A 21,498-nucleotide genomic window follows, 5' to 3' on the forward strand; every position below is an offset into this window, starting at 1 on the left:
GCAGGGTAGACCGTCGGGAGGCACGCCGGTGGGTGTGGAAGTATCCCCCCATGTCTGGGATGCGCGATGTCGCCGAGCTGGTCAGCGAGGCCGCCGCCGACCACCCCGACCGGCTCGCCCTCGTGGAGGCCGGCGGGCGCAGCATGACCTGGACCCAGCTCGACGACGAGGTCGGGCGGATCGCCACCGGGCTCGGTGCCGCCGGGATCGTCGGCGGGCACCGGGTGCTCATCGCCGTGGGCAACCGGATCGAGTTCGTCACGACGTACCTCGGGGTGCTGCGGGCGCAGGCCGTCGCCGTGCCGGTCAACCCGCGGTCGACGCCGGGCGAGCTGGGCCGGATGGTCGAGGACTCGGGTGCGCGGATGGTCGTCACCGACGCCGACACGGTCGTCGCGGTCCGCGAGGCGCTCGAGTCCCGGGAGGCCCCGCCGCGGATCGTGGCGATCGGTGCGACGCTGCGGCCGGGCGAGCGTTCCTACGACCAGCTCCGGGCGATGCCGGCCCGGCCGGTCCCGCCGCTCCAGGACCCCGAGAAGCTGGCGGCGCTCCTCTACACCAGTGGGACGTCGGGCCGGCCGCGCGCCGCGATGCTCACCCACCGCGCGCTGCTCGCCAACATCGAGCAGGTCGCCCGGGTGGAGCCTCCGATGATGCACGGCGACGACGTGGTGCTCGGCGTGCTCCCGCTCTTCCACGTCTACGGTCTCAACGCCGTCCTCGGTGGGGTGCTGCGGCACCGCGCCAAGCTGGTGCTGGTCGACCGCTTCGACCCGCAGGAGACCCTGTCGCTCATCGACGACGAGGCGTGCAGCGTGATCCCGATCGCGCCGCCGGTCTTCGCCTACTGGCAGGACGAGGAGCACCTCGCGGAGCACCTGGGCCCGGTGCGGCTGATGCTCTCCGGCTCGGCGCCCCTGTCGACCGAGCTCGTCGAGCGGTTCACCGAGCGCACCGGCATCCCGGTCCACCAGGGCTACGGCCTGACCGAGGCGTCCCCGGTGGTCACCAGCACCCTGTGCAGCGTCGTGCCCCAGGTCGGGTCGGTGGGCGCCGCGCTGCCCGGCGTCGAGATCCGGCTCGTCGACGAGTCCGGCCGGACGCCCGAGGGCGTCGACCCGGGGGAGATCCAGATCCGCGGCGACAACCTCTTCAGCGGCTACTGGCCCGACGGGGCCGGCGGGCCCGACGACGAGGGCTGGTGGTCGACAGGTGACGTCGGGTTCCTCGACGCGTCCGGCGACCTGTTCCTCGTCGACCGGCTCAAGGAGCTGGTGATCGTCTCGGGCTTCAACGTCTACCCCGTCGAGGTGGAGGACGTCATCGAGGAGGTCGACGGCGTCGCGGACGTCGCGGTGATCGGTGTCGACGACCCGCTCACCGGCGAGGCCGTGGTCGCCTACGTCCGGGCGCCCGGTGCCGACCCGGAGGCGATCGCCGACGCCGTACGACGGCACTGCGAGGTGCGGCTGGCCCGCTTCAAGCAGCCCAGCCGCATCGAGGTCGTCGACGAGCTCCCGAAGACCGTGACCGGCAAGGTCCAGAAGGGCCGGCTCCGCGGCATCGAGCGTCGCCGGACGCTCGGGCTGCTGGAGTGAGCGGGTGACCGCCCGGGTCACGCTCTACTCCCGGCCGGGGTGCCATCTCTGCGACACCGCCCGGGAGGTGGTCGAGCGGGTCTGCGCCGACCTGGGCGAGGAGTACGACGAGGTCTCGATCGACGACGACCCCGGGCTCCGGGAGCGCTTCGGCGAGGAGGTCCCGGTGACCTTCGTCGACGGCCGCCAGCACGACTTCTGGCGGGTGGACGAGGGTCGGCTCCGCGCTGCGCTGGGGGCCGGACCCGGCCGCTGACCGACCCGCTCGGCGTGGCTCATCTCACATGTGCTAGCAGCACGGCCCGGACCGACCCGTCTCGGTTTGTTCTCGCGTTCACAAACTCCTACAGTGATCGAGCCGCCGGGTGCGCAGCGGGGTCGCTTCTCTCGTGCCCGACGACGGCCCAGCCCCTGGCATGGAGACGAGACACGCAGTGACCGCACGGACTTCACCCGAGAGCGCCCGGGACATCCCCGAGGCCACCGTTGCGCGACTCCCGATCTACCTCCGGGCGCTCACCACCCTCTCCGAGCAGGGCACCAGCACCTGCTCCAGCGAGGAGCTGGCCGCGGCCGCCGGCGTCAACAGCGCCAAGCTCCGCAAGGACCTCTCCTACCTCGGCAGCTACGGCACCCGCGGCGTCGGCTACGACACCGACTACCTGCGCTACCAGATCGCCCGCGAGATCGGCGTGACCCAGGACTGGCCCGTGGTCATCGTCGGCATCGGCAACCTGGGCCAGGCGCTCGCCAACTACTCGGGCTTCCGCAGCCGCGGCTTCCGGGTCGTGGCCCTGCTCGACGCCGACCCGGCCCGGCACGAGGAGGTGGTCGCCGGCATCGACGTCCGTCCCTTCGACCACCTCGAGCAGATCGTCCGCGACCACGCGGTCGCCATCGGCGTGATCGCGACGCCCGCGCTGGCCGCGCAGGACGTCGCCGACCGGATGGTCGCCTGCGGGATCACCAGCATCCTCAACTTCGCGCCGACCGTGCTGAACGTCCCCGACCAGGTCGACGTACGCAAGGTGGACCTGTCGATCGAGCTGCAGATCCTGGCCTATCACGAGCAGCGGAAGGCGGCGTCGGCATGAGCGCGCGAGTCAATCGAGGCAGGGCCGCATGAGCGTCCTGGTGGTGGGGATCTCCCACAAGTCGGCTCCGGTCTCGCTCCTGGAGCAGGTCGCGCTCGACGCCGACGGCGTCCACAAGCTCATCGACGACGTCGCCGCGTGCGAGCACGTGACCGAGGCGACCGTCATCTCGACGTGCAACCGGCTCGAGATCTACGCCGACGTCGACCGCTTCCACGGCAGTGTCGAGGAGGTGTCGCGGCTGCTCATCGAGCGGGCCGGCGAGGCCACCGAGGCGATGCTCCCGCACCTCTACGTCCACTACGACGACGGCGCCGTGTCCCACCTCTTCCAGGTCGTCGCCGGGCTCGACTCGATGGCGCTCGGCGAGGGCCAGATCCTGGGCCAGACCCGCGACGCGCTCAGCGCGGGCCAGGAGATCGGCACCGTGGGCCCGGCCCTCAACGTGCTCTTCCAGCAGGCCCTCCGGGTCGGCAAGCGGGCCCGCGCCGAGACCGACATCGACCGGGCCGCGCCGTCGCTGGTCTCGGCCGCGCTCGACCGCAGCCACACCGCCGTCGGCGACCTGAGCGGCATGCGGGCGCTGGTGCTCGGCGCCGGCGCCATGGCCGGGCTCGCCACCGCGACGCTGTCTCGTCGAGGCGCCGCCAGCGTGACGGTCGCCAACCGCACCGCCGGCAACGCCGACCGCCTCGCGGGTCAGTACGGCGCTCGGGCCGCACTGCTCGCCGACCTCGAGGCCGAGCTCGCGCTCGCCGACGTGGTCGTCTCCTGCACCGGGTCGACCGGCGTCCTCGTGACGTCGGAGATGGTGGCCGCCGCGACCGCCGACGGGCGCCAGCTCGCGATCGTCGACCTGGCACTTCCCCACGACGTCGACCCCGCGGCCGGCCTGCTGCCGGGGGTGACCCTGATCAACCTGGCCGAGCTGGCCGACGAGCTGCGCGACTCCGACGCGGGGCGCGAGGTCGAGGGCGTGCGCCGGATCGTGACCCAGGAGGTCGCGGCCTTCCTCTCCGCCCGCCGCCAGGCCAGCGTCACCCCGACCGTGGTCGCGCTGCGGTCGATGGCCACGTCCGTCGTCGACGCCGAGATGGAGCGGCTGGTGGGCCGCCTGCCCGACCTCGACGACTCCGCCCGCGCCGAGGTGCTCCACACCGTGCGCCGGGTCGCCGACAAGCTGCTGCACCAGCCGACCGTCCGGGTCCGCGAGCTGGCCAACGAGACTGGTGCGGTCTCCTACGCGGCGGCGCTCGCCGAGCTGTTCGCGCTCGACCCTGAGGCCGTCGACGCCGTCACCCGCCCCGAGGGACTCACATGACGGCCCCGGTCAAGGTCGGCACCCGCCGCTCCCTGCTCGCGACCACCCAGGCCGGGACGGTCGCCGAGCTGATCCGCACCCGGCTGGGCCGCGAGGCCGTGCTGGTCGAGGTCACCACCGACGGCGACCGCAGCCAGGACGCCGGCACCCCGCTGGTCGAGAGCGGAGGCACCGGCGTCTTCGTCGGCGCGCTGCGCGACGCGCTGCTCAGCGGCGCGGTCGACGTGGCCGTGCACTCGCTCAAGGACCTCCCGACCTATCCCCACGACGGCGTGACCCTGGCCGCCGTACCGCGCCGCGAGGACCCGCGGGACGTCGTCGTCGCCCGTGACGGGCTCAGCCTGGGCGAGCTGCCCGTGGGCAGCCGGGTCGGCACGGGCTCGCCGCGGCGCGCCGCACAGCTGCACGCCCTCGGCCTCGGTTTGGACGTCGTGGGCGTTCGTGGGAATGTCGACACCCGGATCGGCAAGGTCCGTGCGGGCGAGTACGACGCAGTGCTTCTCGCGCGGGCCGGGTTGGCCCGGATCGGTCGCCTCGACGAGGCGACCGAGGTGCTCGACCCCCTCCAAATGCTCCCTGCCCCCGGGCAGGGTGCGCTGGCGGTCGAGTGCCGGTCGGACGACGAGCTCGCGGGGGAGCTCGCGCGGCTCGACGACCCTCACACCCGGGCTGCGGTCCGGGCGGAGCGGGCCGTGCTCGCCACGCTCGAAGGCGGGTGCTCCGCACCGATCGGCGCGCTGGCCGAGGTGGTCGAGGGTGAGGACGGCGATGAGATCTGGGTGCGGGCCGTGGCCATGTCACCCGACGGGGGTCTCGCGGTGCGGATGTCCGCGACCGGAGACCCTGCCGACGCCGAGGGCGTCGGAACCCGGCTCGCGAGGGAGATGCTCGCGGACGGTGCAGCTCGACTCACGGACATAGACAAGAGGCAGAACGCATGACGCGAGGCAAGACCACCACCACCCCGGGAGCCACCCGAGGCTGGGTGTCGTTCGTCGGCAGCGGCCCCGGTGACCCCGGCCTGCTGACCGTGCGCGCCGCCGACCTGCTCAAGCAGGCTGACGTCGTGGTTACCGAGGTGCCCGAGCACGCGACGCTCGTGCGGCTGCTGCTCGGCCTCCCGACGTACGACGTCGAGACGGCCGAGGGTGACGAGCCCACCCCGCACGCCGGGCCCGAGCTCGTCGACGGCGGTTTCGGTGAGGACGGCCAGCCGCTCACCCACGCCGCCCGCGCCAAGGTGGTCGTCAAGCAAGCCAAGCGCGGCCTGCGTGTGGTCCGGCTGATGTCGGGTGACCCGTTCCTCTACGCCTCCGGTCCCGAGGAGGCGCAGGCCTGCGTGAAGGCCGGCCTCGGCTTCGAGATCGTCCCCGGCGTCTCGTCGGTCAGCGCGGTCCCGGCGTACGCCGGCATCCCGCTCACCACCAAGGACCACCGCGAGGTCGCGGTCGTGACCTGTGGCGACAAGGTCGACTGGACGCAGTACGCCGACAACCGCACGCTCGTGCTGCTCTCCGCGGTCGGGCAGATCGGCGAGATCAGCAAGGCGCTGATCGCCGCCGGCCGCCCCGCGACCACCCCGGTCGCGATGACCCGCGTCGGCACCACCACCGAGCAGGCCACCGTCACGTCGACGCTCGAGCGGATCGCGGCCGACGCCCGCGCCGCGCGGATGTCGCCCCCCGCCGTGGTCGTCGTCGGCAACGTCGTCGACCTGCGCGAGACGCTGTCGTGGTTCGAGACCAAGCCGCTCTTCGGCTGGCGGGTCCTGGTGCCCCGCACCAAGGAGCAGGCCGGGTCGCTCTCGCAGCGGCTGCGCGGCTACGGCGCCGTCCCCGACGAGGTCCCGACCATCTCCGTCGAGCCCCCGCGCAACCCGCTCCAGATGGACAAGGCCGTCCGCGGCCTGGTCGAGGGCCGCTACGAGTGGATCGCCTTCACCTCGGTCAACGCCGTCAAGGCGGTGCGCGAGAAGTTCGAGGAGTACGGCCTCGACGCGCGTGCCTTCTCGGGCCTCAAGATCGCCGCGGTCGGCGACAAGACCGCGCAGGCGATCGCCGCCTGGGGCCTGCGTGCCGACCTGGTGCCCTCCGGCGAGCAGTCCGCGGCCGGCCTCCTCGAGGACTGGCCCGAGTACGACGAGCTGCTCGACCCGATCAACCGGGTCTTCCTGCCGCGCGCCGACATCGCCACCGAGAACCTCGTGGCCGGCCTGATCGACCTGGGCTGGGAGTGCGACGACGTCACGGCGTACCGCACCGTGCGGGCCGCCCCGCCGCCGGCGCCGACCCGCGACGCGATCAAGACGGGCAAGTTCGACGCCGTGGTCTTCACGTCGTCGTCGACGGTGCGCAACCTGGTCGGCATCGCCGGCAAGCCGCACCCGTCGACGATCATCGCCGTGATCGGCCCCGCGACCGCCAAGACCGCCGAGGAGCACGGCCTGCGGGTCGACGTGCTGGCCGCGAAGCCGGACGTCGACGAGCTGGTCGACGCGCTCGCCGACTTCGGTGCGGCCCGTCGGGCCGGGATGGTCGACGCCGGTCAGCCGGTCACGAAGCCGTCCGACCGCAAGCCGTCGGCTCGTCGCCGGGCCACCTCGTCGCAGTGACCGAGCCGCCCGTTGCCGCGGTGGTCGGGCCGACGGTCCGGCCACGACGCCTGCGCACGACGCCGGCGCTGCGGCGGATGGTGTCCGAGACGTCGCTCGAGGCGCGCCAGCTGGTGCTGCCGCTCTTCGTGCGTGAGGGGCTCGACGAGCCGAAGCCGATCTCGTCCATGCCCGGCGTCGTCCAGCACACCCGCTCGACGCTGCTCGAGGCCGTGGCCGAGGCGGCCGACCTCGGGCTGGGCGGCGTGATGCTGTTCGGGATCCCCGAGCACAAGGACGCCACCGGCTCCGGCGCGATCGACCCGTCGGGCATCCTCAACCTCGCCATCACCGACGTGGTGGCCGAGGTCGGCGACGCCCTCACGGTGATGAGCGACCTCTGCCTCGACGAGTTCACCGACCACGGCCACTGCGGGGTGCTCACCCCCGACGGGAGGGTCGACAACGACCGCACCCTCGCGGTGTACGCCGAGATGGCCCGCGCCCAGGCCCACGCCGGCGTCGACATGGTCGGGCCCAGCGGGATGATGGACGGCCAGGTCGCGGTCATCCGTGCCGCCCTCGACGCCGCCGAGCACACCGACGTCTCGATCCTCGCCTACTCGGCGAAGTACGCCTCGGCGTTCTTCGGCCCGTTCCGCGAGGCTGTCGACTCCTCGCTCCAGGGCGACCGCCGGACCTACCAGCAGGACTACGGCAACGCCCGCGAGGGTGTCCGCGAGGCGCTCCTCGACGTCGAGCAGGGGGCCGACGTCGTGATGGTGAAGCCGGCGCTGCCCTACCTCGACGTCGTGCGCCAGGTCCGCGACGCCGTCGACGTCCCGGTCGCCGCCTACAACGTCTCCGGCGAGTACGCCATGCTCGAGGCCGCTGCCGCCCAGGGCTGGATCGACCGCGAGCCGGCGATCCTCGAGACGCTCACCTCGATCCGCCGGGCCGGTGCCGACATCGTGCTGACCTACTGGGCCGCCGAGGTCGCGCGTCTGCTGCGCTGACCCGTCGCTTACGCACAGCGAAATTGCGCTGACCCGTCGCTTACGCACAGCGAAATTGCGCTGACCCGTCGCTTACGCACGCACGGGTCCGTCGACCGGTCGCGCCTCCTCGTGCGCAAGCGACGGGTCAGCGACGTGGGACGTGCACAAGCGACGGGTCAGCGACGTGGGACGTGCGCAAGCGACGGGTCAGCGATCAGCGGTGGGTGTAGTCGTACACGCACTGGTCGAACGGGTCGTCGTCCTTGAGGATGTTGTCGACGTAGCCCTCGAGCGTGCACTGGGCGACGGCCTGCACGTGGGTCAGGAGCTGGTCGACCGGCGGGACCGAGGTCGACGGCAGCGGCGGCAGGCTGGGGCTCGGCAGGTGCGGGAGGTGACCGCCACCGCCACCGCCGCCGCCGGGCGTGCTGGGCGAGGTCGGCTCGGTGGGCTCCTGGGTCGGCGGCGCGGTGGGCTGCTCCGTCGGCTGGTCACCGCCGCCACCGTTGTTCGTCTGCTGGTGGTGCGGCTGCTGGTGGTGGTGCTTGGTGCCACCGTTGTGGGTGACGGGCAGCGCCGGCACGGCGTAGCCGGCCGAGGTGGTGCCGTTGGGCACCGAGGTGAACTCGCCCTCGAGGTAGGCGTTCATGATCGAGAGCACCAGGTCGACGTACGACTGGCTGTGGTTGTAGCGGTAGACGGCGCCTTCCTGGCCCGCGGTGGTGCTGAGGTCGTCGCTGCCCGAGCAGAGGTAGACGGCGGTGGCGAGCGCGGCGTCGTTGATGTCCTGCGGGTTGCGCTGGCCGTCGCCGTCGGCGTCGACGCCCACGACCGACCAGGTCGACGGGATGAACTGCATCGGGCCGATCGCCCGGTCGAACTTCGCGTCGGCGTCATACTGGCCGGCGTCGGTGTCGGAGATCCGGGTGGTGCCGTGGCTGCCGTCGAGGGCGATGCCGTAGATGCCGGGCTGGGCGACGCCCTTGCTGTCCAGCGAGTTGCCGTTGGTGCGGCCGTGGTCGGACTCGACCCGGCCGATCGCGGCGATCAGCTGCCACGACAGGTGGCAGCCCTGGTCTGCGGAGTTGATGACGGTCTCGGCGCGCTGGTAGGCCGCGAGCGCGGCGGCCGGGATGCCGGACGTGGAGACGTTCGAGACGACCTGCTCGGTCGAGCCGTGGACACCCGGCGCGACGCCGCCGGCGACCGAGACGCTGGCCGGGGCCTTGATGGCCTGGGTGGGGACGGACGTGCCGTCGGGGAGGGTGGTGTCGGGAGCCGTGTCCGCCGATGCCGTGCTCACACCGACTCCGGCGAGGCTGGCCGTCCAGGCGGCCGAGAGCAGTGCCAGTGGCACGAGGGCCATGGCCTTCTGGCCGCGACCGAATCTCGCTGTCGACATCGTGAGTTCTCTCCCTAGCTCCCGGTGAAACCCGGCTCCCTCAAGCCGGTGTGACTGACCTAACGAGGGGCTCCACCACCAGTTACGGTACGTCGGGCTCACCCGGCTGCTGCTGGTATCCCCGAAACGGTCATTCCCGCAGGTCATGACGGCGAAACGCGCACCGTCTGCAAAGTGGGCTGGACCACCTCCCGGTGGCGTCGCGGCGCACCTGCGCGACTGCGGGTTGGGGCCCTCGGCGACAATGAGCCGGTGAGCCCGACTACAGCCGCGTCCGGCGCCCTCTTCGAGCGCGCCCGGGCCGTGACCCCCGGTGGCGTCAACTCGCCGGTGCGCGCGTTCAACGCCGTCGGCGGCACCCCCCGGTTCATCCGGTCCGCGAGCGGGGCCTGGCTCACCGACGTCGACGGCAACGACTACGTCGACCTCATCTGCTCGTGGGGCCCGATGCTGCTCGGCCACGCCCACCCCGAGGTCCAGGCCGCCGTCGCCGCGGCGGTCGCGCGCGGCACGTCGTACGGCGCCCCCACCGAGCCCGAGGTCGAGCTGGCCGAGGAGATCGTGGCGCGGGCGCCGGTCGAGCGGGTGCGCTTCGTGTCCTCGGGCACCGAGGCGACCATGTCGGCGATCCGGCTGGCCCGCGGCTTCACCGGCCGCGACGTGATCGTCAAGTTCGCCGGCTGCTACCACGGCCACGTCGACTCGCTGCTGGCCTCCGCGGGATCCGGCCTCGCGACCTTCGCCGTGCCCGGAACCCCCGGCGTGCCGGAGTCCTCGACCGCGCTGACGCTGGTGCTTCCCTACAACGACCGGGCCGCGGTCGAGAAGGTCTTCGCCGAGCACGGCGACCGGATCGCGTGCCTGATCACCGAAGCCGCCCCGGGCAACATGGGCGTCGTGCCACCGGAGCCGGGCTTCAACGCGTTCCTCGCCGAGACCTGCACCCGCCACGGCGCGCTGTTCGTCAGCGACGAGGTGATGACCGGCTTCCGGGCCTCGAAGCTGGGGCAGTGGGGCCTCGACGGGGCCGTCGAGGGCTGGCGCCCCGACCTGATGACCTTCGGCAAGGTGATGGGCGGCGGCTTCCCGGCCGCGGCGTTCGGCGGCCGCGCCGACGTCATGTCGCGGCTGGCGCCGGAGGGGCCCGTCTACCAGGCCGGCACGCTGTCGGGGAACCCGATCGCCACCACCGCGGGCCTCACCACCCTCCGACTGGCCACCGACGAGGTCTACGCCCACATCGACGCCGCGGCCGACACGATCAAGGCCGCCGCCGCGGACGCGCTCAGCACGGCCGGGGTCGCCCACACGGTCCAGGCCACCGGCACGATGTTCTCGGTGTTCTTCGCCGAGGGCACCGTGCGCGACTTCGGCGACGCCTCGCGCACCGACAGCGCGGCGTACGCCGCCTTCTTCCACGCGATGCTCGACAGCGGCGTCTACCTGCCGCCGTCGGCCTACGAAGCGTGGTTCCTGTCCTCCGCCCACGACGACCGGGCCGTGCAGACGGTGCTCGACGCCCTGCCCGGCGCCGCCCGGGCAGCGGCCGCCGCCCAGGCCCCCGAGCTGGAGACCCGATGAGCCAGACCCCCGACACCATCGTCCACCTGATGCGGCACGGCGAGGTGCACAACCCGGAGGGCATCCTCTACGGGCGCCGCGACGGCTTCCACCTCTCCGAGCTCGGCAACCAGATGGCCCAGAAGGTCGCCGACGCGATCAAGGACCGCGACATCACCCACCTGCGGGTCTCGCCCCTGGAGCGGGCGCAGGAGACCGCGCGGCCGCTGGCCGCGGCCAAGGGCCTGGAGATCGTGACCGACGAGCGGGTCATCGAGTCGGCCAACAAGCTCGAGGGCCTGAGCTTCAGCCAGGGGCCGTGGTCGATCATCAAGCGGCCCCGCATCTGGCGGCACTTCTACAACCCGGCCCGCCCGTCGTGGGGCGAGCCCCACCAGCAGATCGTCGCCCGGATGATGGCGGCCATCGAGGACGCCCGTGCGGCGGCGGCCGGCGACGAGGCCGTGATCGTCTCCCACCAGCTGCCGATCTGGAGCACCCGGCTGCACGTCGAGGGCCGCCGCCAGCTCCACGACCCGCGGCGCCGCCAGTGCACGCTGTGCTCGCTCACGTCCCTGCACTTCGTCGGTGACCGGATCACCCAGGTGAGCTACTCGGAGCCCGCCGGAGACCTGATCCCGGTGAAGGACAAGTCGGCGCCGTTCTCCGCCGGTGGCGCCCCCGAGGAGAAGCGTCCCTGACATGTCCCGCCTCCACGCTGTCCGCTCCCTCGCGGGAGCCACGCTCGCCTGCCTGCTGCTGCTGACGGGCTGCTCCTCGCTGGGTGGCACCGGTGACAAGGGCTACATCAGCGGCAACGGCGACGTCCGGATCGTCGACGAGGCCGACCGCAGCGACCCCGTCACCCTGACGGGTGAGTCCCTGACGGGCGAGCCGATCGACGCGGCCGACTACCGGGGCAAGGTCGTCGTCGTCAACGTCTGGTGGTCGGGCTGTGGCCCGTGCCGCACCGAGATGCCGATGCTCGCGCAGGCCTCGGCGGAGCTCGGCGACAGCGCCCAGTTCCTCGGCATCAACATCCGAGACTCCAGCCAGAGCCAGGGGCTCGCGTTCGCTCGGGACGCCGGGGTGGAGTACCCCTCGATCTACGACCCGAACGGCCGGGCGATGCTCGCGTTCTCGGGCCGGATCAGCCTCGTCAGCACGCCCTCGACGGTGATCTTGGACCCGCAGGGCCGGGTGGCCGCGATGATCTCCGGTGACATCCCGACCGAGCGGACGCTGCTCGATGTCGTCGAGGACGTTGCCGGGGAGTCCACCGATGGGTGACTGGTTCCAGGAGACCGCCCTCTCGGGGTCGCTGATCCTCGCCCTGCCGGTCGCGTTGATCGCGGGGCTGGTGTCGTTCTTCTCCCCGTGCGTGCTGCCCGTGCTGCCCGGCTACCTCTCCTACGCCACCGGGCTGTCCGGAGCCGACCTCGCCAACGGCGTCGCCGGCACCCGGCGCGGCCGGATGCTCCTGGGCTCGGTGCTGTTCGTGCTCGGCTTCGCGACCGTCTTCGTCGTCCTCGGCACCGCGTCCGGTGCCCTCGGCAGCCGGCTGGTCGAGTGGCAGGACCAGCTGACCGTCGTACTCGCCGTCCTGATGATCGTGCTCGGTCTCGCGTTCGCGGGCTGGCTACCGCTCTTCCAGCGCGACTGGCGCGTGCACCAGGTGCCCGCCGTCGGTCTCGTGGCCGCCCCGCTGCTGGGCTTCCTGTTCGGGTTGGGCTGGACCCCGTGCGTCGGGCCGACGCTGGGGGCGATCAACACGTTGGCCTTCACCGAGTCGACCGCGGGCCGCGGGGCGCTGCTGTCGGCGGTCTACGCGCTCGGCCTCGGCCTCCCGTTCATCATCGCCGGCCTCGCCTACGAGAAGGCACTGGCGGCGTTCGCCTTCGTACGGCGCCACCAGGTCTGGGTGATGCGGGCCGGTGGCCTGATGCTGGTTGCCGTGGGCGTCCTGCTGCTCACCGGATGGTGGGACCAGGCCGTCACCTGGCTGCAGATCCACCTCGTCAGCACGTCCGAGACCCCGGTATGAGCACCACGCTGAGCACCCGCCCGCCCGAGGACGACCGCCGTCCCGGCGAGCTGACCTTCGGGGAGTTCCTGCGCTGGGTGTGGCGCCAGGTCACCTCGATGCGCACCGCGTTGATCCTGCTGCTCCTGCTGGCGCTCGCGGCCGTGCCGGGCTCGATCATCCCCCAGAGCGGTGTCGACGCGCTCAAGACCTCGAACTGGCAGGCCGACCACCCGAAGCTGACGCCGGTCTACGAGCGGCTCGGGCTGTTCTCCGTCTACGACTCGGTGTGGTTCTCGGCGATCTACATCCTGCTGATGCTGTCGCTGGTGGGCTGCATCGTCCCGCGCACGTTCGTCTACCTGCGCGGGATCCGCGCCAAGCCGCCGGTCACGCCGCGCAACCTGACCCGCCTCCCGGACCACGCGTCGTACCAGACGTCCGACGACCTCGACGTGGTGCTCGAGCGCGCCCGCCTGGCGCTGCGCAAGCGCCGCTACCGGATGACGCTCGAGGACGACGCGGTCTCCGCCGAGCGCGGCTACCTGCGTGAGGTGGGCAACCTGGTCTTCCACCTCTCGGTGCTGATCGTGCTGGTCGGCTTCGCCATGGGCGGCCTGTTCGGCTACAAGGGCGGCGTGATCCTGGTGACCGGCAACGGCTTCTCCAACAACCTCACGCAGTACGACGACTTCGACCCGGGCAGCCTCTTCAGCGCCGACGACCTCGAGCCGTTCTCCTTCACCGTCAACGACTTCACCGCCGACTGGCTGACCGAGGGACCGCGGGCCGGGATGGCGCGCGCGTTCAACGCGCAGCTGAGCTACCAGGAGTCGCCGGACTCGCCGTCGAAGGACTACGACCTCAGGGTCAACCACCCGCTGACGATCGGCAACACCGAGGTCTTCCTCATCGGGCACGGCTACGCGCCGATCATCACGATCCGCGACGGCGACGGAGACAAGGTCTACAGCGGACCGACGGTCTTCCTGCCGACCGACCAGACCTTCCAGTCCATCGGCGTCGTGAAGGCGCCCAACGCAGACCCGACCCAGATCGGGCTGGAGGGCGAGTTCTACCCGACGGTCGCGTTCTCGAAGCACACCGGCAGCTACTTCTCGGCCTTCGGCAACGCGGTCGACCCGCTGGTCTCGATGCTCGTCTACACCGGCGACCTGGGCATGGACACCGGTGCCCCCCAGTCGGTCTACAGCCTCGACAAGACCGGGACGGCGATGCTGACCAAGAAGAACGGCGCGCCGTACCGCATCGACCTCCGGCCGGGAGACACCGTCACGCTGCCCAACGGGCTCGGCACGGTCAGCTTCGACGGCCTCGACACGTGGACCAAGATCCAGATCAGTCAGACCCCCGGCAAGTGGATCGCGCTGACCGGGGTCGTGCTCGCCCTGCTCGGCCTGCTCGGGTCGCTCTTCATCCGCCCGCGACGGGTCTGGGTTCGCGCCCGTCGCGAGGGTGACGGCACACTGGTCGAGGTGGCCGCGCTCGACCGGTCCGGCGGCGGCGACGTGGCCGTGGTCGTGGACGAGCTCGTGCGGGCCCTGCAGGGCCCGCCCCAACCCGAACCGGAGGACAAGTCGTGACCGACGCCGCATGGGAGAGCCTCAGCAACCAGGCCGTGGCGGCCTGCGGACTCGTCTACTTCCTGGCGCTCCTCGCCCACCTGGTCGAGTGGAGCTCGCTGCGCAAGGTGCCGGTCTCGGTCGGCGCCGCCAGCACGCAGTCCACCGACATCCCCGGCGGCATCGCCGTCACGACCGGGCCCGACGGCGAGGACGACTCGGCCGCGGTCCGCCGTACCGAGATCTTCGGCCGGCTCGGCTACCTCCTCACCTGCCTGGCCGTCGCGGTGCAGTTCGTGGGGCTGGTCGCCCGGGGCATGGCCGCGGACCCGGACCGGGTGCCCTGGGGCAACATGTACGAGTTCACGCTGACCGGCACGTTCGTGGTCGCGTTCCTCTACGTCGTCCTCTACCGCAGGTTCCGGCTGGCCTGGATGGCCCCGATCGTGGTCGCGTTCGTGCTGACCGTCCTGATGGTCGCGGTGATCTGGCTCTACGCCCCGGTCGCCCCGCTCACCGAGGCCCTCGGGTCGTACTGGCTGGTCATCCACGTGGTGTCCGCGATCATCGCGACCGGCGCCTTCACGCTCGGCGGCATCACGTCGGCGCTGTACCTCGTCAAGGGGCGGGCGACGGCGCGTGACTCCGACGGTCCCGGCCGGGCCACCGGCTACGTCGCGCGGCTGCCCAAGCTCGAGGTCCTCGACCGGGTCGCCTACCGGCTGCACGCCTTCGGCTTCCCGGTGTGGACGTTCGCGGTCCTGATCACCGGCCCGATCTGGGCGCACCAGGCGTGGTCGTCGTACTGGAACTGGGACCCCAAGGAGGTGTGGGCCTTCATCACCTGGGTGGTCTACGCCGCCTACCTCCACGCCCGCACGACGGCCGGCTGGAAGGGCCGCAACGCGGCGATCCTCGCGCTGGTCGGCGTCGCCACGCTGTGGTTCAACTTCATCGGGATCAACTACTTCTCGACCACCAGCCAGCACTCGTACGCCGGCGGCGCGCCGGCTCCGATCACTGCGGACACGCTCGGAGTCGGCGTAGAAGCACACCCGCTCGGGAGGGCGTCCCCGCTTCGCTCCTCCGGCAACCACCGCCGACTCGGCTCGGTCGCGGGAGCGGTTACTGCTCCGGATCCTCGGGATGCTCGGGGTGCTTCTTCTTGCGCTCCCGGTCCAGGTCCCTCAGGAACTCCGGGTCGTCGTCGGGCCCCATCACGCGCGGGGGCGGCGGGGACTGGCGCCGCGGTGCCGGGGCGATGCCGCGTCGCTGGATGGCGCGCGTCGTGAGGTAGACGGCGACCGCGATGAGGATCACGAAGAGCAGGAACTTCAGCACCCCTCCAGCGTAGGTGCTGCCTGGTCACGGCCTACCCTGAGACCGTGAAGGAGTTCTGGGTCTACACCGGTCTGCGCATCGTGCTGTTCCTCGCCTCGCTGGCGATCGTGGTGGGTGTGTGGTTCCTGATCGCCGGGGAGGCACCGCTCTTCTGGGCGGTGATCATCGCGTTCCTGGTGAGCGGGATCGGGTCCTACTTCCTGCTCAACATCCCGCGCGCGCGGTTCGCCCAGCGCGTCGAGCGCCGCGCCGAGCGGATGACGTCGAAGATCGAGGAGATGCGCACCAAGGAGGACGCCGACGACGCGTGAGCGTCGTACGGCACGGGCTGCGTCAGACGTCCTCGTAGTCGTCGCGGGCCGGAGGCGGCTCCTTCGGGGGCCGCGGCGCCCGGATCTCGCCGTACACGGCGGTCATCACGAACGCGGTGATCGCGAAGGCGCCGGCCAGCACCCAGAACCCGTTGCCGATGGACAGCTCGGCGGGCGACGGCGGGTCGTGACGCAGGATCGCGCCCGCGATCGTGAAGTAGACGGCGATGGTCCACCCGAGGGCGGCGGCCAGCAGTGCGGGCTTCTCGCTCATCGGCCCATGCTGCCCCCAAGCAGCCGGCCGCACACCACGGTGCGGCCCGGGCCCGACGTCAGTCCTTGCGGCGGTTGACCTGCCGGTGCACGCGGCTCTCGGACTGGCCGAGGATCTTCGCCAGCAGCGGCACCCGGTAGCGGTAGGCGAGCACGGCGAGCACGACCACCAGCAGGATGAACCAGAGCATGCGTCGAGCCTACGTCGCTGCCGGGCGCGGGCTCAGCCACACACGACGAGGGCTGCCGCAACCAGCGTCGCCCAGAGCAGCTCGGCCAGGCCGGTCTGCTGGAGCACTGGGATCAGGCCGGGGCCGGTGGCGCCGCCCAGGACCGTGCGCGTCGCCGGGAGGGCGAGCACGAGGAACCCGAGCCCGACGAGCGCGCACCACGAGGCCACGGCCGCGACCGCCACCACCGCGGCCGCGGCGACGACCACGAGCAGCAGGTAGAGAAGGCGGGTGCGCCGGTCGCCGAGGACCACGGCCAGGGTGCGCTTGCCGGCGACCACGTCGGTCGGGATGTCGCGCAGGTTGTTGGCGACCAGGATCGCGCAGGCCAGCGCGCCGACCCCGACCGCGGCGTACAGCGCGGCCCACTCCCACGTCTCGGTCTGGACGTACGTCGTGCCCACCACCGCGACCAGCCCGAAGAACAGGAAGACCATCACCTCGCCGAGGCCGAGGTAGCCGTAGGGCTTCGAGCCGCCGGTGTAGAACCACGCGGCCAGGACCGAGACCAGGCCCACGGCCACCAGCCACCAGGCGGTCGTCGCCGCGAGCGCCAGGCCCGCCGCCGCGGCCACCCCGAAGGCCAGGAAGGCCGCACGCTTCACCGCGGCCGGGCTCGCCGCGCCGCTCCCGACCAGCCGCATCGGGCCGACCCGGTCGGCGTCGGTGCCGCGCACGCCGTCGGAGTAGTCGTTCGCGTAGTTGACCGCCACCTGCAGGGCCAGGCTCACCACGAGGGCGAGCAGGGCCTTCCACCAGACGAAGGAGTCGACGTACGCCGCGACGCCGCTGCCGGCGAGCACGGGGGAGACCGCCGCGGGCAGGGTGCGCGGTCGCGCGCCGGCCAGCCAGTCTGCAGGAGTTGCCACGAGGTGAGATTCAAGCAGTCGGCACCGCCCGGGCGCCCGCCAGGTGGCGCTCGGCCGCCCGCGAGACCGGCCCGTGGCAGCACGCGGCTACTGTCGGTCGCGTGAATCCAGCCGGGACCGCGCGTGCCACGACCGAGCGGCTGCGGGCCTGGCTGGAGGCCGACGCGCCGGCCCCGTGGACCGTCGAGACCTCGGGGTCGACGGGTGCCCCGAAGCGGGTGCTCCTCTCCCGGGCCGCGGTCCTCGCCTCGGTCGACGCCAGCGCCCGCCGGCTCGGCGCGTCCGGCCGGTGGCTGCTCGCGCTGCCGGCGTCGTACGTCGCGGGCGTGCAGGTGCTCTGCCGGTCGCTGGTGGCCGGTCACGAGCCGGTGCTCCTCGACGACCACGCGTCGTTCGCCCACGCGACCGCCGCCCTGGGCGAGACCACGCGCTTCGTCTCCCTGGTGCCGACCCAGCTGCACCGGCTGCTCGACACCGACGCCGAGTCCCTCCGCACCTTCCACACCGTGCTGCTCGGCGGCGGACCGATCGACCCCGCGCTGCGGCGGCGGGCGGTGGACGCCGGCGTCCACGTCGTGGCGACGTACGGCTCGGCGGAGACCGCGGGGGGTTGTGTCTACGACGGCTACGCGCTCGACGGGGTCGCGCTCGCCCTCGACCGCGACGGCCGGATCCGGATCGGCGGCCCGACGCTCTTCGACGGGTACGACGGCGACCCCGGTCTCACCGCCGAGGTCCTGGCCGACGGCTGGTTCGTCACCTCCGACGCGGGCCGGCTCGACGAGGACGGTCGGCTGCACGTGCTCGGCCGCGTCGACGACATGGTGGTGAGCGGCGGCGTGAACGTCCCCGCCGCGGCGGTGGCCGCCCGGCTCCGCGAGCACCCGGACGTCGCGGCCGCGGAGGTGCTCGGCGTGCCCGACGAGGAGTGGGGCAGCCGGGTCGTCGCCTACGTCGTGGGCACGATCTCGCTCGACGAGGCCCGCGGCTGGGTCGCCGAGCTCCACCCGCGGTCCTGGGCTCCGCGCGAGGTCGTCACCCTCGACGACATCCCGCTCCTGGCCAACGGCAAGCCCGACCGGCTCGCCCTGAAGGACCTGGCGTGATCGTCTACAGCCTCCCGATGCGCACCCGCTTCCGCGGCATCACCGTCCGCGAGGGCGTGCTCCTCCACGGCCCTGCGGGCTGGGGCGAGTGGAGCCCGTTCCTGGAGTACGACGCGGCCGTGGCCGAGCCGTGGCTGCGCTGCGCGGAGGAGGCGGCCGCGGGGGACTGGCCGGAGCCGGTGCGGACGTCGGTGCCCGTCAACGTCACGGTGCCCGCGGTCGGTCCGGAGCAGGCCCACCGGATCGTGCTGGACGGCGGCTGCCGCACCGCCAAGGTCAAGGTCGCCGAGCCCGGCCAGACGCTCGCCGACGACCAGGCGCGGCTCGAGGCGGTGCGCGACGCGATCGGACCCGACGGCCGGATCCGCGTCGACGCCAACGGGCTGTGGGACGTGGACACCGCGGTCGCCTCGATCGCGCTGCTCGACCGGGCGGCGGGCGGGCTCGAGTACGTCGAGCAGCCGGTGATGAGCGTCGAGGACCTGGCCGTCGTACGCCGGTCGGTCGGCGTGCCGATCGCGGCCGACGAGTCGATCCGCCGGGCCGCCGACCCCTACCGGGTGCGTGACCTCGAGGCCGCCGACGTCGCCGTCCTCAAGGTCCAGCCCCTCGGCGGGGTGCGCGCGTGCCTGCGGATCGCCGAGGACATCGGGCTGCCGGTCGTCGTGTCGTCGGCGCTGGAGACCAGCGTCGGGATCGCAGCCGGTGTCGCGTTGGCCGCGGCGCTGCCCGAGCTGCCGTACGCCTGCGGCCTCGCCACCGTCCAGCTGCTCACCTCCGACGTCGTGACCGAGCCGCTCCTGCCGGTCGACGGCGCGCTGCCCGTGCGGCGGCCGGTCGTCGACGAGTCGCTGGTGCGCGCCGACCCCGCGCGGGTCGCGCACTGGGAGGCCCGGCTGGCCGAGGTCCGGGCCGTGCGACAAGATGGCCGGTCGTGAGCTCCACCCAGCTGGCCCGCGCGGTCGTCACCGCCCTGGTCGAGGCCGGGGTGACCGAGATCGTGATCGCCCCCGGCTCGCGCAACGCCCCGCTGAGCTTCGCGTCGTACGACGCCGCCGCGGCCGGGCTGGTGCGCCTGCACACCCGCATCGACGAGCGCAGTGCCGGCTTCCTCGCCCTCGGGCTCACCCGCAACCATGCCCGCGCGGCCGTCATCTGCACGTCGGGCACCGGCGTCGCCAACCTCCACCCGGCCGTCCTCGAGGCCGCGCACACCGGCCTCCCGCTGGTGGTCGTCACCGCCGACCGGCCGGCCCGGCTGCGCGGCACCAACGCCAACCAGACCACCGACCAGGTCGGGATCTTCGGGCCGCTCGTCGCGACGCTCGACCTCGCGGACACCGGCCCCGACCCGGTGCGCGACCTCGGGGTGCTGGCACCGGTCCATCTCAACGTCCAGCTCGACGAGCCGCTCCTGCCGGACGACACCTGGGCGCCGGACGTGACGCCCGGCCGGGCCCCGCACCGCGTCCGCCCGGTGTCCTTCACCGAGCTGCCGCTCGGCCCCCGCACCGTCGTGGTCGCCGGCGACGACGCCGGCCCACCGGCCCGGGTCCTCGCCGAGAAGGCGAACTGGCCGTTGCTCGCGGAGCCGAGCAGCGGCTCGCGGACCGGCGAGAACGCCGTGCGCACCTACCGGTTGCTCCTCGACGGCGACCTCGGGCAACGGATCGAGCGCGTCGTCGTCTGCGGCCACCCGACCCTCTCGCGCCCGGTGAGCCGCCTGGTGGCCCGCACCGACGTCCAGGTCGTGGTGGCCGGCACCGACGGGGTCTGGACCCGTCCGGCCTTCCCGTACGACGGCGAGATCGTCCGCGGCGGTTTCGGTGTCCGTGAGGCCGACGACCCGGCCTGGCTCCACGAATGGCAGGCGGCCGACCGCGCGACCGGGCGCCACCTCGACGCGCTGCTCGCTGCCGATCCCGACCTGACCCCGCACGAGGTGGCCCGCGCCGTCGCGCGCGCCCTCCCGGCGGGGGGACTCCTCATCGTCGGCGCCTCCAGCCCGATCCGCGACCTCGACCTGATGGTGCCGCGCTACGAGGTCGGCGCGCGCCGCAAGGTCATCGCCAACCGGGGCCTGTCCGGCATCGACGGCACGGTGTCGACGGCCATCGGCGCCGCCCTGGCCCGCGACAGCTCCCGGGCGCTCGCGCTGATGGGTGACGTGACGTTCCTCCACGACAGCAACGGGCTGGTCATCGGTCCCGACGAGCCGGTGCCCGACCTGATGATCGTGGTCGTCAACGACGACGGCGGCTCGATCTTCGCGATGCTCGAGCAGGGCGACCCGGCGTACGCCGACCGCTACGACCGGCTCTTCGGCACGCCGCACCACGTCGACCTCGCGAGCCTCTGCGCCGCGACCCGCACCCCCCACTGGCGGGTCGACGCGCTGGCCGAGCTCGAGCACGCGCTCGCCAACCCCAACGGCGGGATCGAGGTCGTCGAGGTCGTCGTACGACGGGACAACCGGCGCGACCTCGACGCGCGGATCAGGGCGCTCCGGCCCTAGCCGCCAGCTCGGCGATCGCGCCCGCGACCTCGGTCGGCGCGACCAGCTGGTGCAGGTGTCGCCCGGGCATCGTCGTCAGCGGCCAGCCGTGCGCGAGCGCGAGGGCGACCTCGTCGGCGTAGGTGTCGCCGAAGGCCAGGTAGGCGTTGGGTCGGCTGAGCCAGCCGGGCGGCACCTCGACCCGGGAGGTGAAGTACGCGAGCGGCAGGCGCGGCTGGCCGGCCTCGACCGCGGCCCGGGTGGCGTCGTCGGGGAAGAGCCCGCTCACGTCCTCCCACCACCGCGTCCACGGCGGCAGCAGCCCGTCGTCGCAGGCCAGGTCCTGCAGCAGCTCCAGGAACCGGGGCGGCGCCAGCGGGGTGTCCGGCCCGTCGCCGGCCAGTGCCGCGTCGACGTACACCGTCGCGCGCGCACCCAGCCGCGCGGCCAGCAGCGGCGCGTAGAGACCCGCGTTGCTGTGCGGCACGAGCACGACCTCCTCGAGGCCCGCCGCCGCAGCGGCCACCGCGTCCACGACCGCCGCGGGCGTGGTGGCGCCGGCGAGGTCGGCCACGGGGCCGCCGAGGAGGTCCGCCACCGGTGCCCAGGTCGCGGCCCCGACCAGTGGGCTCGGGACGAAGAGGAACGTCACCGGGCCACCGTAGGGTGTCGTCACCACCGCAAGGCTGATCAAGCCGGCGCCGC

Annotated in this window: 22 protein-coding genes; 17 read left to right on the top strand and 5 right to left on the bottom strand. The window is 72.8% G+C overall.

Annotated features, from left to right (window positions below; translation table 11 throughout):
- Positions 1-50: 50 nt before the first annotated feature.
- From PD653B2_RS05605 to hemB, 7 genes are all read left to right on the top strand, one after another.
- Positions 51-1,598 carry a class I adenylate-forming enzyme family protein gene (locus tag PD653B2_RS05605; RefSeq protein ID WP_242665149.1) on the top strand — a complete coding sequence of 516 codons (1,548 nt, stop codon included), beginning with the start codon at positions 51-53 and terminating at the stop codon, positions 1,596-1,598.
- Between the two features lie 4 nt (positions 1,599-1,602).
- Entirely contained in the window at positions 1,603-1,854 is a 252-nt protein-coding gene (locus PD653B2_RS05610) for a glutaredoxin family protein (protein WP_085871348.1), read from the top strand.
- Between the two features lie 160 nt (positions 1,855-2,014).
- A complete protein-coding gene (locus PD653B2_RS05615) occupies positions 2,015-2,692 on the top strand; it encodes a redox-sensing transcriptional repressor Rex (RefSeq protein ID WP_085871349.1) in 678 nt (225 codons plus the stop codon).
- Between the two features lie 28 nt (positions 2,693-2,720).
- Complete coding sequence (locus tag PD653B2_RS05620) at positions 2,721-4,013, top strand: glutamyl-tRNA reductase (protein ID WP_085871350.1); 1,293 nt, start codon at positions 2,721-2,723, stop codon at positions 4,011-4,013.
- The gene (hemC, locus tag PD653B2_RS05625) at positions 4,010-4,954 is read left to right on the top strand and encodes a hydroxymethylbilane synthase (RefSeq protein WP_085871351.1); all 945 of its coding nucleotides are present in this window, start codon (positions 4,010-4,012) and stop codon (positions 4,952-4,954) included. The genes PD653B2_RS05620 and hemC overlap by 4 nt, the downstream gene beginning before the upstream one ends.
- Entirely contained in the window at positions 4,951-6,624 is a 1,674-nt protein-coding gene (locus PD653B2_RS05630) for a uroporphyrinogen-III synthase (RefSeq protein ID WP_085871352.1), read from the top strand. The genes hemC and PD653B2_RS05630 overlap by 4 nt, the downstream gene beginning before the upstream one ends.
- The gene (gene hemB / locus PD653B2_RS05635; protein WP_278247443.1) at positions 6,621-7,619 is read left to right on the top strand and encodes a porphobilinogen synthase; all 999 of its coding nucleotides are present in this window, start codon (positions 6,621-6,623) and stop codon (positions 7,617-7,619) included. Before PD653B2_RS05630 ends, hemB begins: the two co-directional genes overlap by 4 nt.
- A 196-nt stretch (positions 7,620-7,815) precedes the next feature.
- On the opposite strand, the gene PD653B2_RS05640 is transcribed toward hemB, so the two are convergent.
- Positions 7,816-9,003 (bottom strand): lytic transglycosylase domain-containing protein, encoded by a 1,188-nt coding sequence (locus PD653B2_RS05640; protein ID WP_085871353.1) that lies wholly within the window; start codon positions 9,001-9,003, stop codon positions 7,816-7,818.
- A 252-nt stretch (positions 9,004-9,255) separates the two neighbouring features.
- On the opposite strand from PD653B2_RS05640, the gene hemL reads away from it, so the two are divergent.
- The 7 genes from hemL (at position 9,256) to PD653B2_RS05675 (ending at position 15,821) form a co-directional block, all read left to right on the top strand.
- Positions 9,256-10,584, top strand: a complete 1,329-nt coding sequence (gene hemL / locus PD653B2_RS05645; protein ID WP_085871354.1) for a glutamate-1-semialdehyde 2,1-aminomutase — start codon at positions 9,256-9,258, stop codon at positions 10,582-10,584.
- Positions 10,581-11,264, top strand: a complete 684-nt coding sequence (locus PD653B2_RS05650; protein WP_085871355.1) for a histidine phosphatase family protein — start codon at positions 10,581-10,583, stop codon at positions 11,262-11,264. The genes hemL and PD653B2_RS05650 overlap by 4 nt, the downstream gene beginning before the upstream one ends.
- Position 11,265: 1 nt before the next feature.
- Positions 11,266-11,853, top strand: coding sequence for a TlpA disulfide reductase family protein (locus PD653B2_RS05655; protein WP_085871356.1), 588 nt, complete (start codon positions 11,266-11,268; stop codon positions 11,851-11,853).
- Positions 11,846-12,607, top strand: coding sequence for a cytochrome c biogenesis CcdA family protein (locus PD653B2_RS05660; RefSeq protein ID WP_085871357.1), 762 nt, complete (start codon positions 11,846-11,848; stop codon positions 12,605-12,607). Before PD653B2_RS05655 ends, PD653B2_RS05660 begins: the two co-directional genes overlap by 8 nt.
- Complete coding sequence (gene resB, locus PD653B2_RS05665; protein WP_085871358.1) at positions 12,604-14,190, top strand: cytochrome c biogenesis protein ResB; 1,587 nt, start codon at positions 12,604-12,606, stop codon at positions 14,188-14,190. Before PD653B2_RS05660 ends, resB begins: the two co-directional genes overlap by 4 nt.
- Positions 14,187-15,461 carry a c-type cytochrome biogenesis protein CcsB gene (ccsB, locus tag PD653B2_RS05670; RefSeq protein ID WP_345775743.1) on the top strand — a complete coding sequence of 425 codons (1,275 nt, stop codon included), beginning with the start codon at positions 14,187-14,189 and terminating at the stop codon, positions 15,459-15,461. Before resB ends, ccsB begins: the two co-directional genes overlap by 4 nt.
- A gap of 93 nt (positions 15,462-15,554) precedes the next feature.
- Positions 15,555-15,821, top strand: a complete 267-nt coding sequence (locus PD653B2_RS05675; RefSeq protein WP_085871359.1) for a DUF4229 domain-containing protein — start codon at positions 15,555-15,557, stop codon at positions 15,819-15,821.
- Between the two features lie 22 nt (positions 15,822-15,843).
- On the opposite strand, the gene PD653B2_RS05680 is transcribed toward PD653B2_RS05675, so the two are convergent.
- From PD653B2_RS05680 to PD653B2_RS05685, 3 genes are read right to left on the bottom strand one after another with little or no spacing between them, the layout of a single operon-like run.
- A complete protein-coding gene (locus PD653B2_RS05680; protein WP_085871360.1) occupies positions 15,844-16,095 on the bottom strand; it encodes a hypothetical protein in 252 nt (83 codons plus the stop codon).
- Positions 16,096-16,153: 58 nt separating this feature from the next.
- Positions 16,154-16,285 carry a hypothetical protein gene (locus tag PD653B2_RS25840; RefSeq protein WP_278247445.1) on the bottom strand — a complete coding sequence of 44 codons (132 nt, stop codon included), beginning with the start codon at positions 16,283-16,285 and terminating at the stop codon, positions 16,154-16,156.
- Between the two features lie 32 nt (positions 16,286-16,317).
- On the bottom strand, positions 16,318-17,193 hold the full coding sequence (locus PD653B2_RS05685; RefSeq protein ID WP_085871449.1) for a 1,4-dihydroxy-2-naphthoate polyprenyltransferase: 876 nt from the start codon (positions 17,191-17,193) through the stop codon (positions 16,318-16,320).
- A 101-nt stretch (positions 17,194-17,294) separates the two neighbouring features.
- Between PD653B2_RS05685 and PD653B2_RS05690 the strand changes: the two genes are divergently transcribed.
- Genes PD653B2_RS05690 through menD form a run of 3 tightly spaced genes read left to right on the top strand, consistent with a single transcriptional unit; the run spans position 17,295 to position 20,814 of the window.
- The gene (locus tag PD653B2_RS05690) at positions 17,295-18,299 is read left to right on the top strand and encodes an AMP-binding protein (protein ID WP_242665150.1); all 1,005 of its coding nucleotides are present in this window, start codon (positions 17,295-17,297) and stop codon (positions 18,297-18,299) included.
- Entirely contained in the window at positions 18,296-19,237 is a 942-nt protein-coding gene (locus PD653B2_RS05695) for an o-succinylbenzoate synthase (protein ID WP_085871361.1), read from the top strand. Before PD653B2_RS05690 ends, PD653B2_RS05695 begins: the two co-directional genes overlap by 4 nt.
- The gene (menD, locus tag PD653B2_RS05700) at positions 19,234-20,814 is read left to right on the top strand and encodes a 2-succinyl-5-enolpyruvyl-6-hydroxy-3-cyclohexene-1-carboxylic-acid synthase (RefSeq protein WP_085871362.1); all 1,581 of its coding nucleotides are present in this window, start codon (positions 19,234-19,236) and stop codon (positions 20,812-20,814) included. Before PD653B2_RS05695 ends, menD begins: the two co-directional genes overlap by 4 nt.
- Here menD and PD653B2_RS05705 read toward each other — a convergent pair.
- Positions 20,795-21,469, bottom strand: coding sequence for a hypothetical protein (locus tag PD653B2_RS05705; protein WP_207568277.1), 675 nt, complete (start codon positions 21,467-21,469; stop codon positions 20,795-20,797). The two genes, menD and PD653B2_RS05705, sit on opposite strands and share 20 nt — an antisense overlap.
- Between the last annotated feature and the right edge of the window lie 29 nt (positions 21,470-21,498).

The organism is Nocardioides sp. PD653-B2 (assembly GCF_002117935.1).
In the GTDB taxonomy this organism is placed as follows: Bacteria; Actinomycetota; Actinomycetes; order Propionibacteriales; family Nocardioidaceae; genus Nocardioides.

Excerpts from the sequence above, each read along its gene's own strand:
- PD653B2_RS05605 (WP_242665149.1), top strand. The coding sequence starts at position 51 with ATGTCTGGGATGCGCGATGTCGCCGAGCTGGTCAGCGAGGCCGCCGCC.
- PD653B2_RS05615 (WP_085871349.1), top strand. The coding sequence starts at position 2,015 with ATGGAGACGAGACACGCAGTGACCGCACGGACTTCACCCGAGAGCGCC.
- PD653B2_RS05620 (WP_085871350.1), top strand. The coding sequence starts at position 2,721 with ATGAGCGTCCTGGTGGTGGGGATCTCCCACAAGTCGGCTCCGGTCTCG.
- hemC (WP_085871351.1), top strand. The coding sequence starts at position 4,010 with ATGACGGCCCCGGTCAAGGTCGGCACCCGCCGCTCCCTGCTCGCGACC.
- PD653B2_RS05630 (WP_085871352.1), top strand. The coding sequence starts at position 4,951 with ATGACGCGAGGCAAGACCACCACCACCCCGGGAGCCACCCGAGGCTGG.
- PD653B2_RS05640 (WP_085871353.1), bottom strand. The coding sequence starts at position 9,003 with ATGTCGACAGCGAGATTCGGTCGCGGCCAGAAGGCCATGGCCCTCGTG.
- PD653B2_RS05650 (WP_085871355.1), top strand. The coding sequence starts at position 10,581 with ATGAGCCAGACCCCCGACACCATCGTCCACCTGATGCGGCACGGCGAG.
- PD653B2_RS05655 (WP_085871356.1), top strand. The coding sequence starts at position 11,266 with ATGTCCCGCCTCCACGCTGTCCGCTCCCTCGCGGGAGCCACGCTCGCC.
- PD653B2_RS05660 (WP_085871357.1), top strand. The coding sequence starts at position 11,846 with ATGGGTGACTGGTTCCAGGAGACCGCCCTCTCGGGGTCGCTGATCCTC.
- resB (WP_085871358.1), top strand. The coding sequence starts at position 12,604 with ATGAGCACCACGCTGAGCACCCGCCCGCCCGAGGACGACCGCCGTCCC.
- PD653B2_RS05680 (WP_085871360.1), bottom strand. The coding sequence starts at position 16,095 with ATGAGCGAGAAGCCCGCACTGCTGGCCGCCGCCCTCGGGTGGACCATC.
- PD653B2_RS25840 (WP_278247445.1), bottom strand. The coding sequence starts at position 16,285 with ATGCTCTGGTTCATCCTGCTGGTGGTCGTGCTCGCCGTGCTCGCCTAC.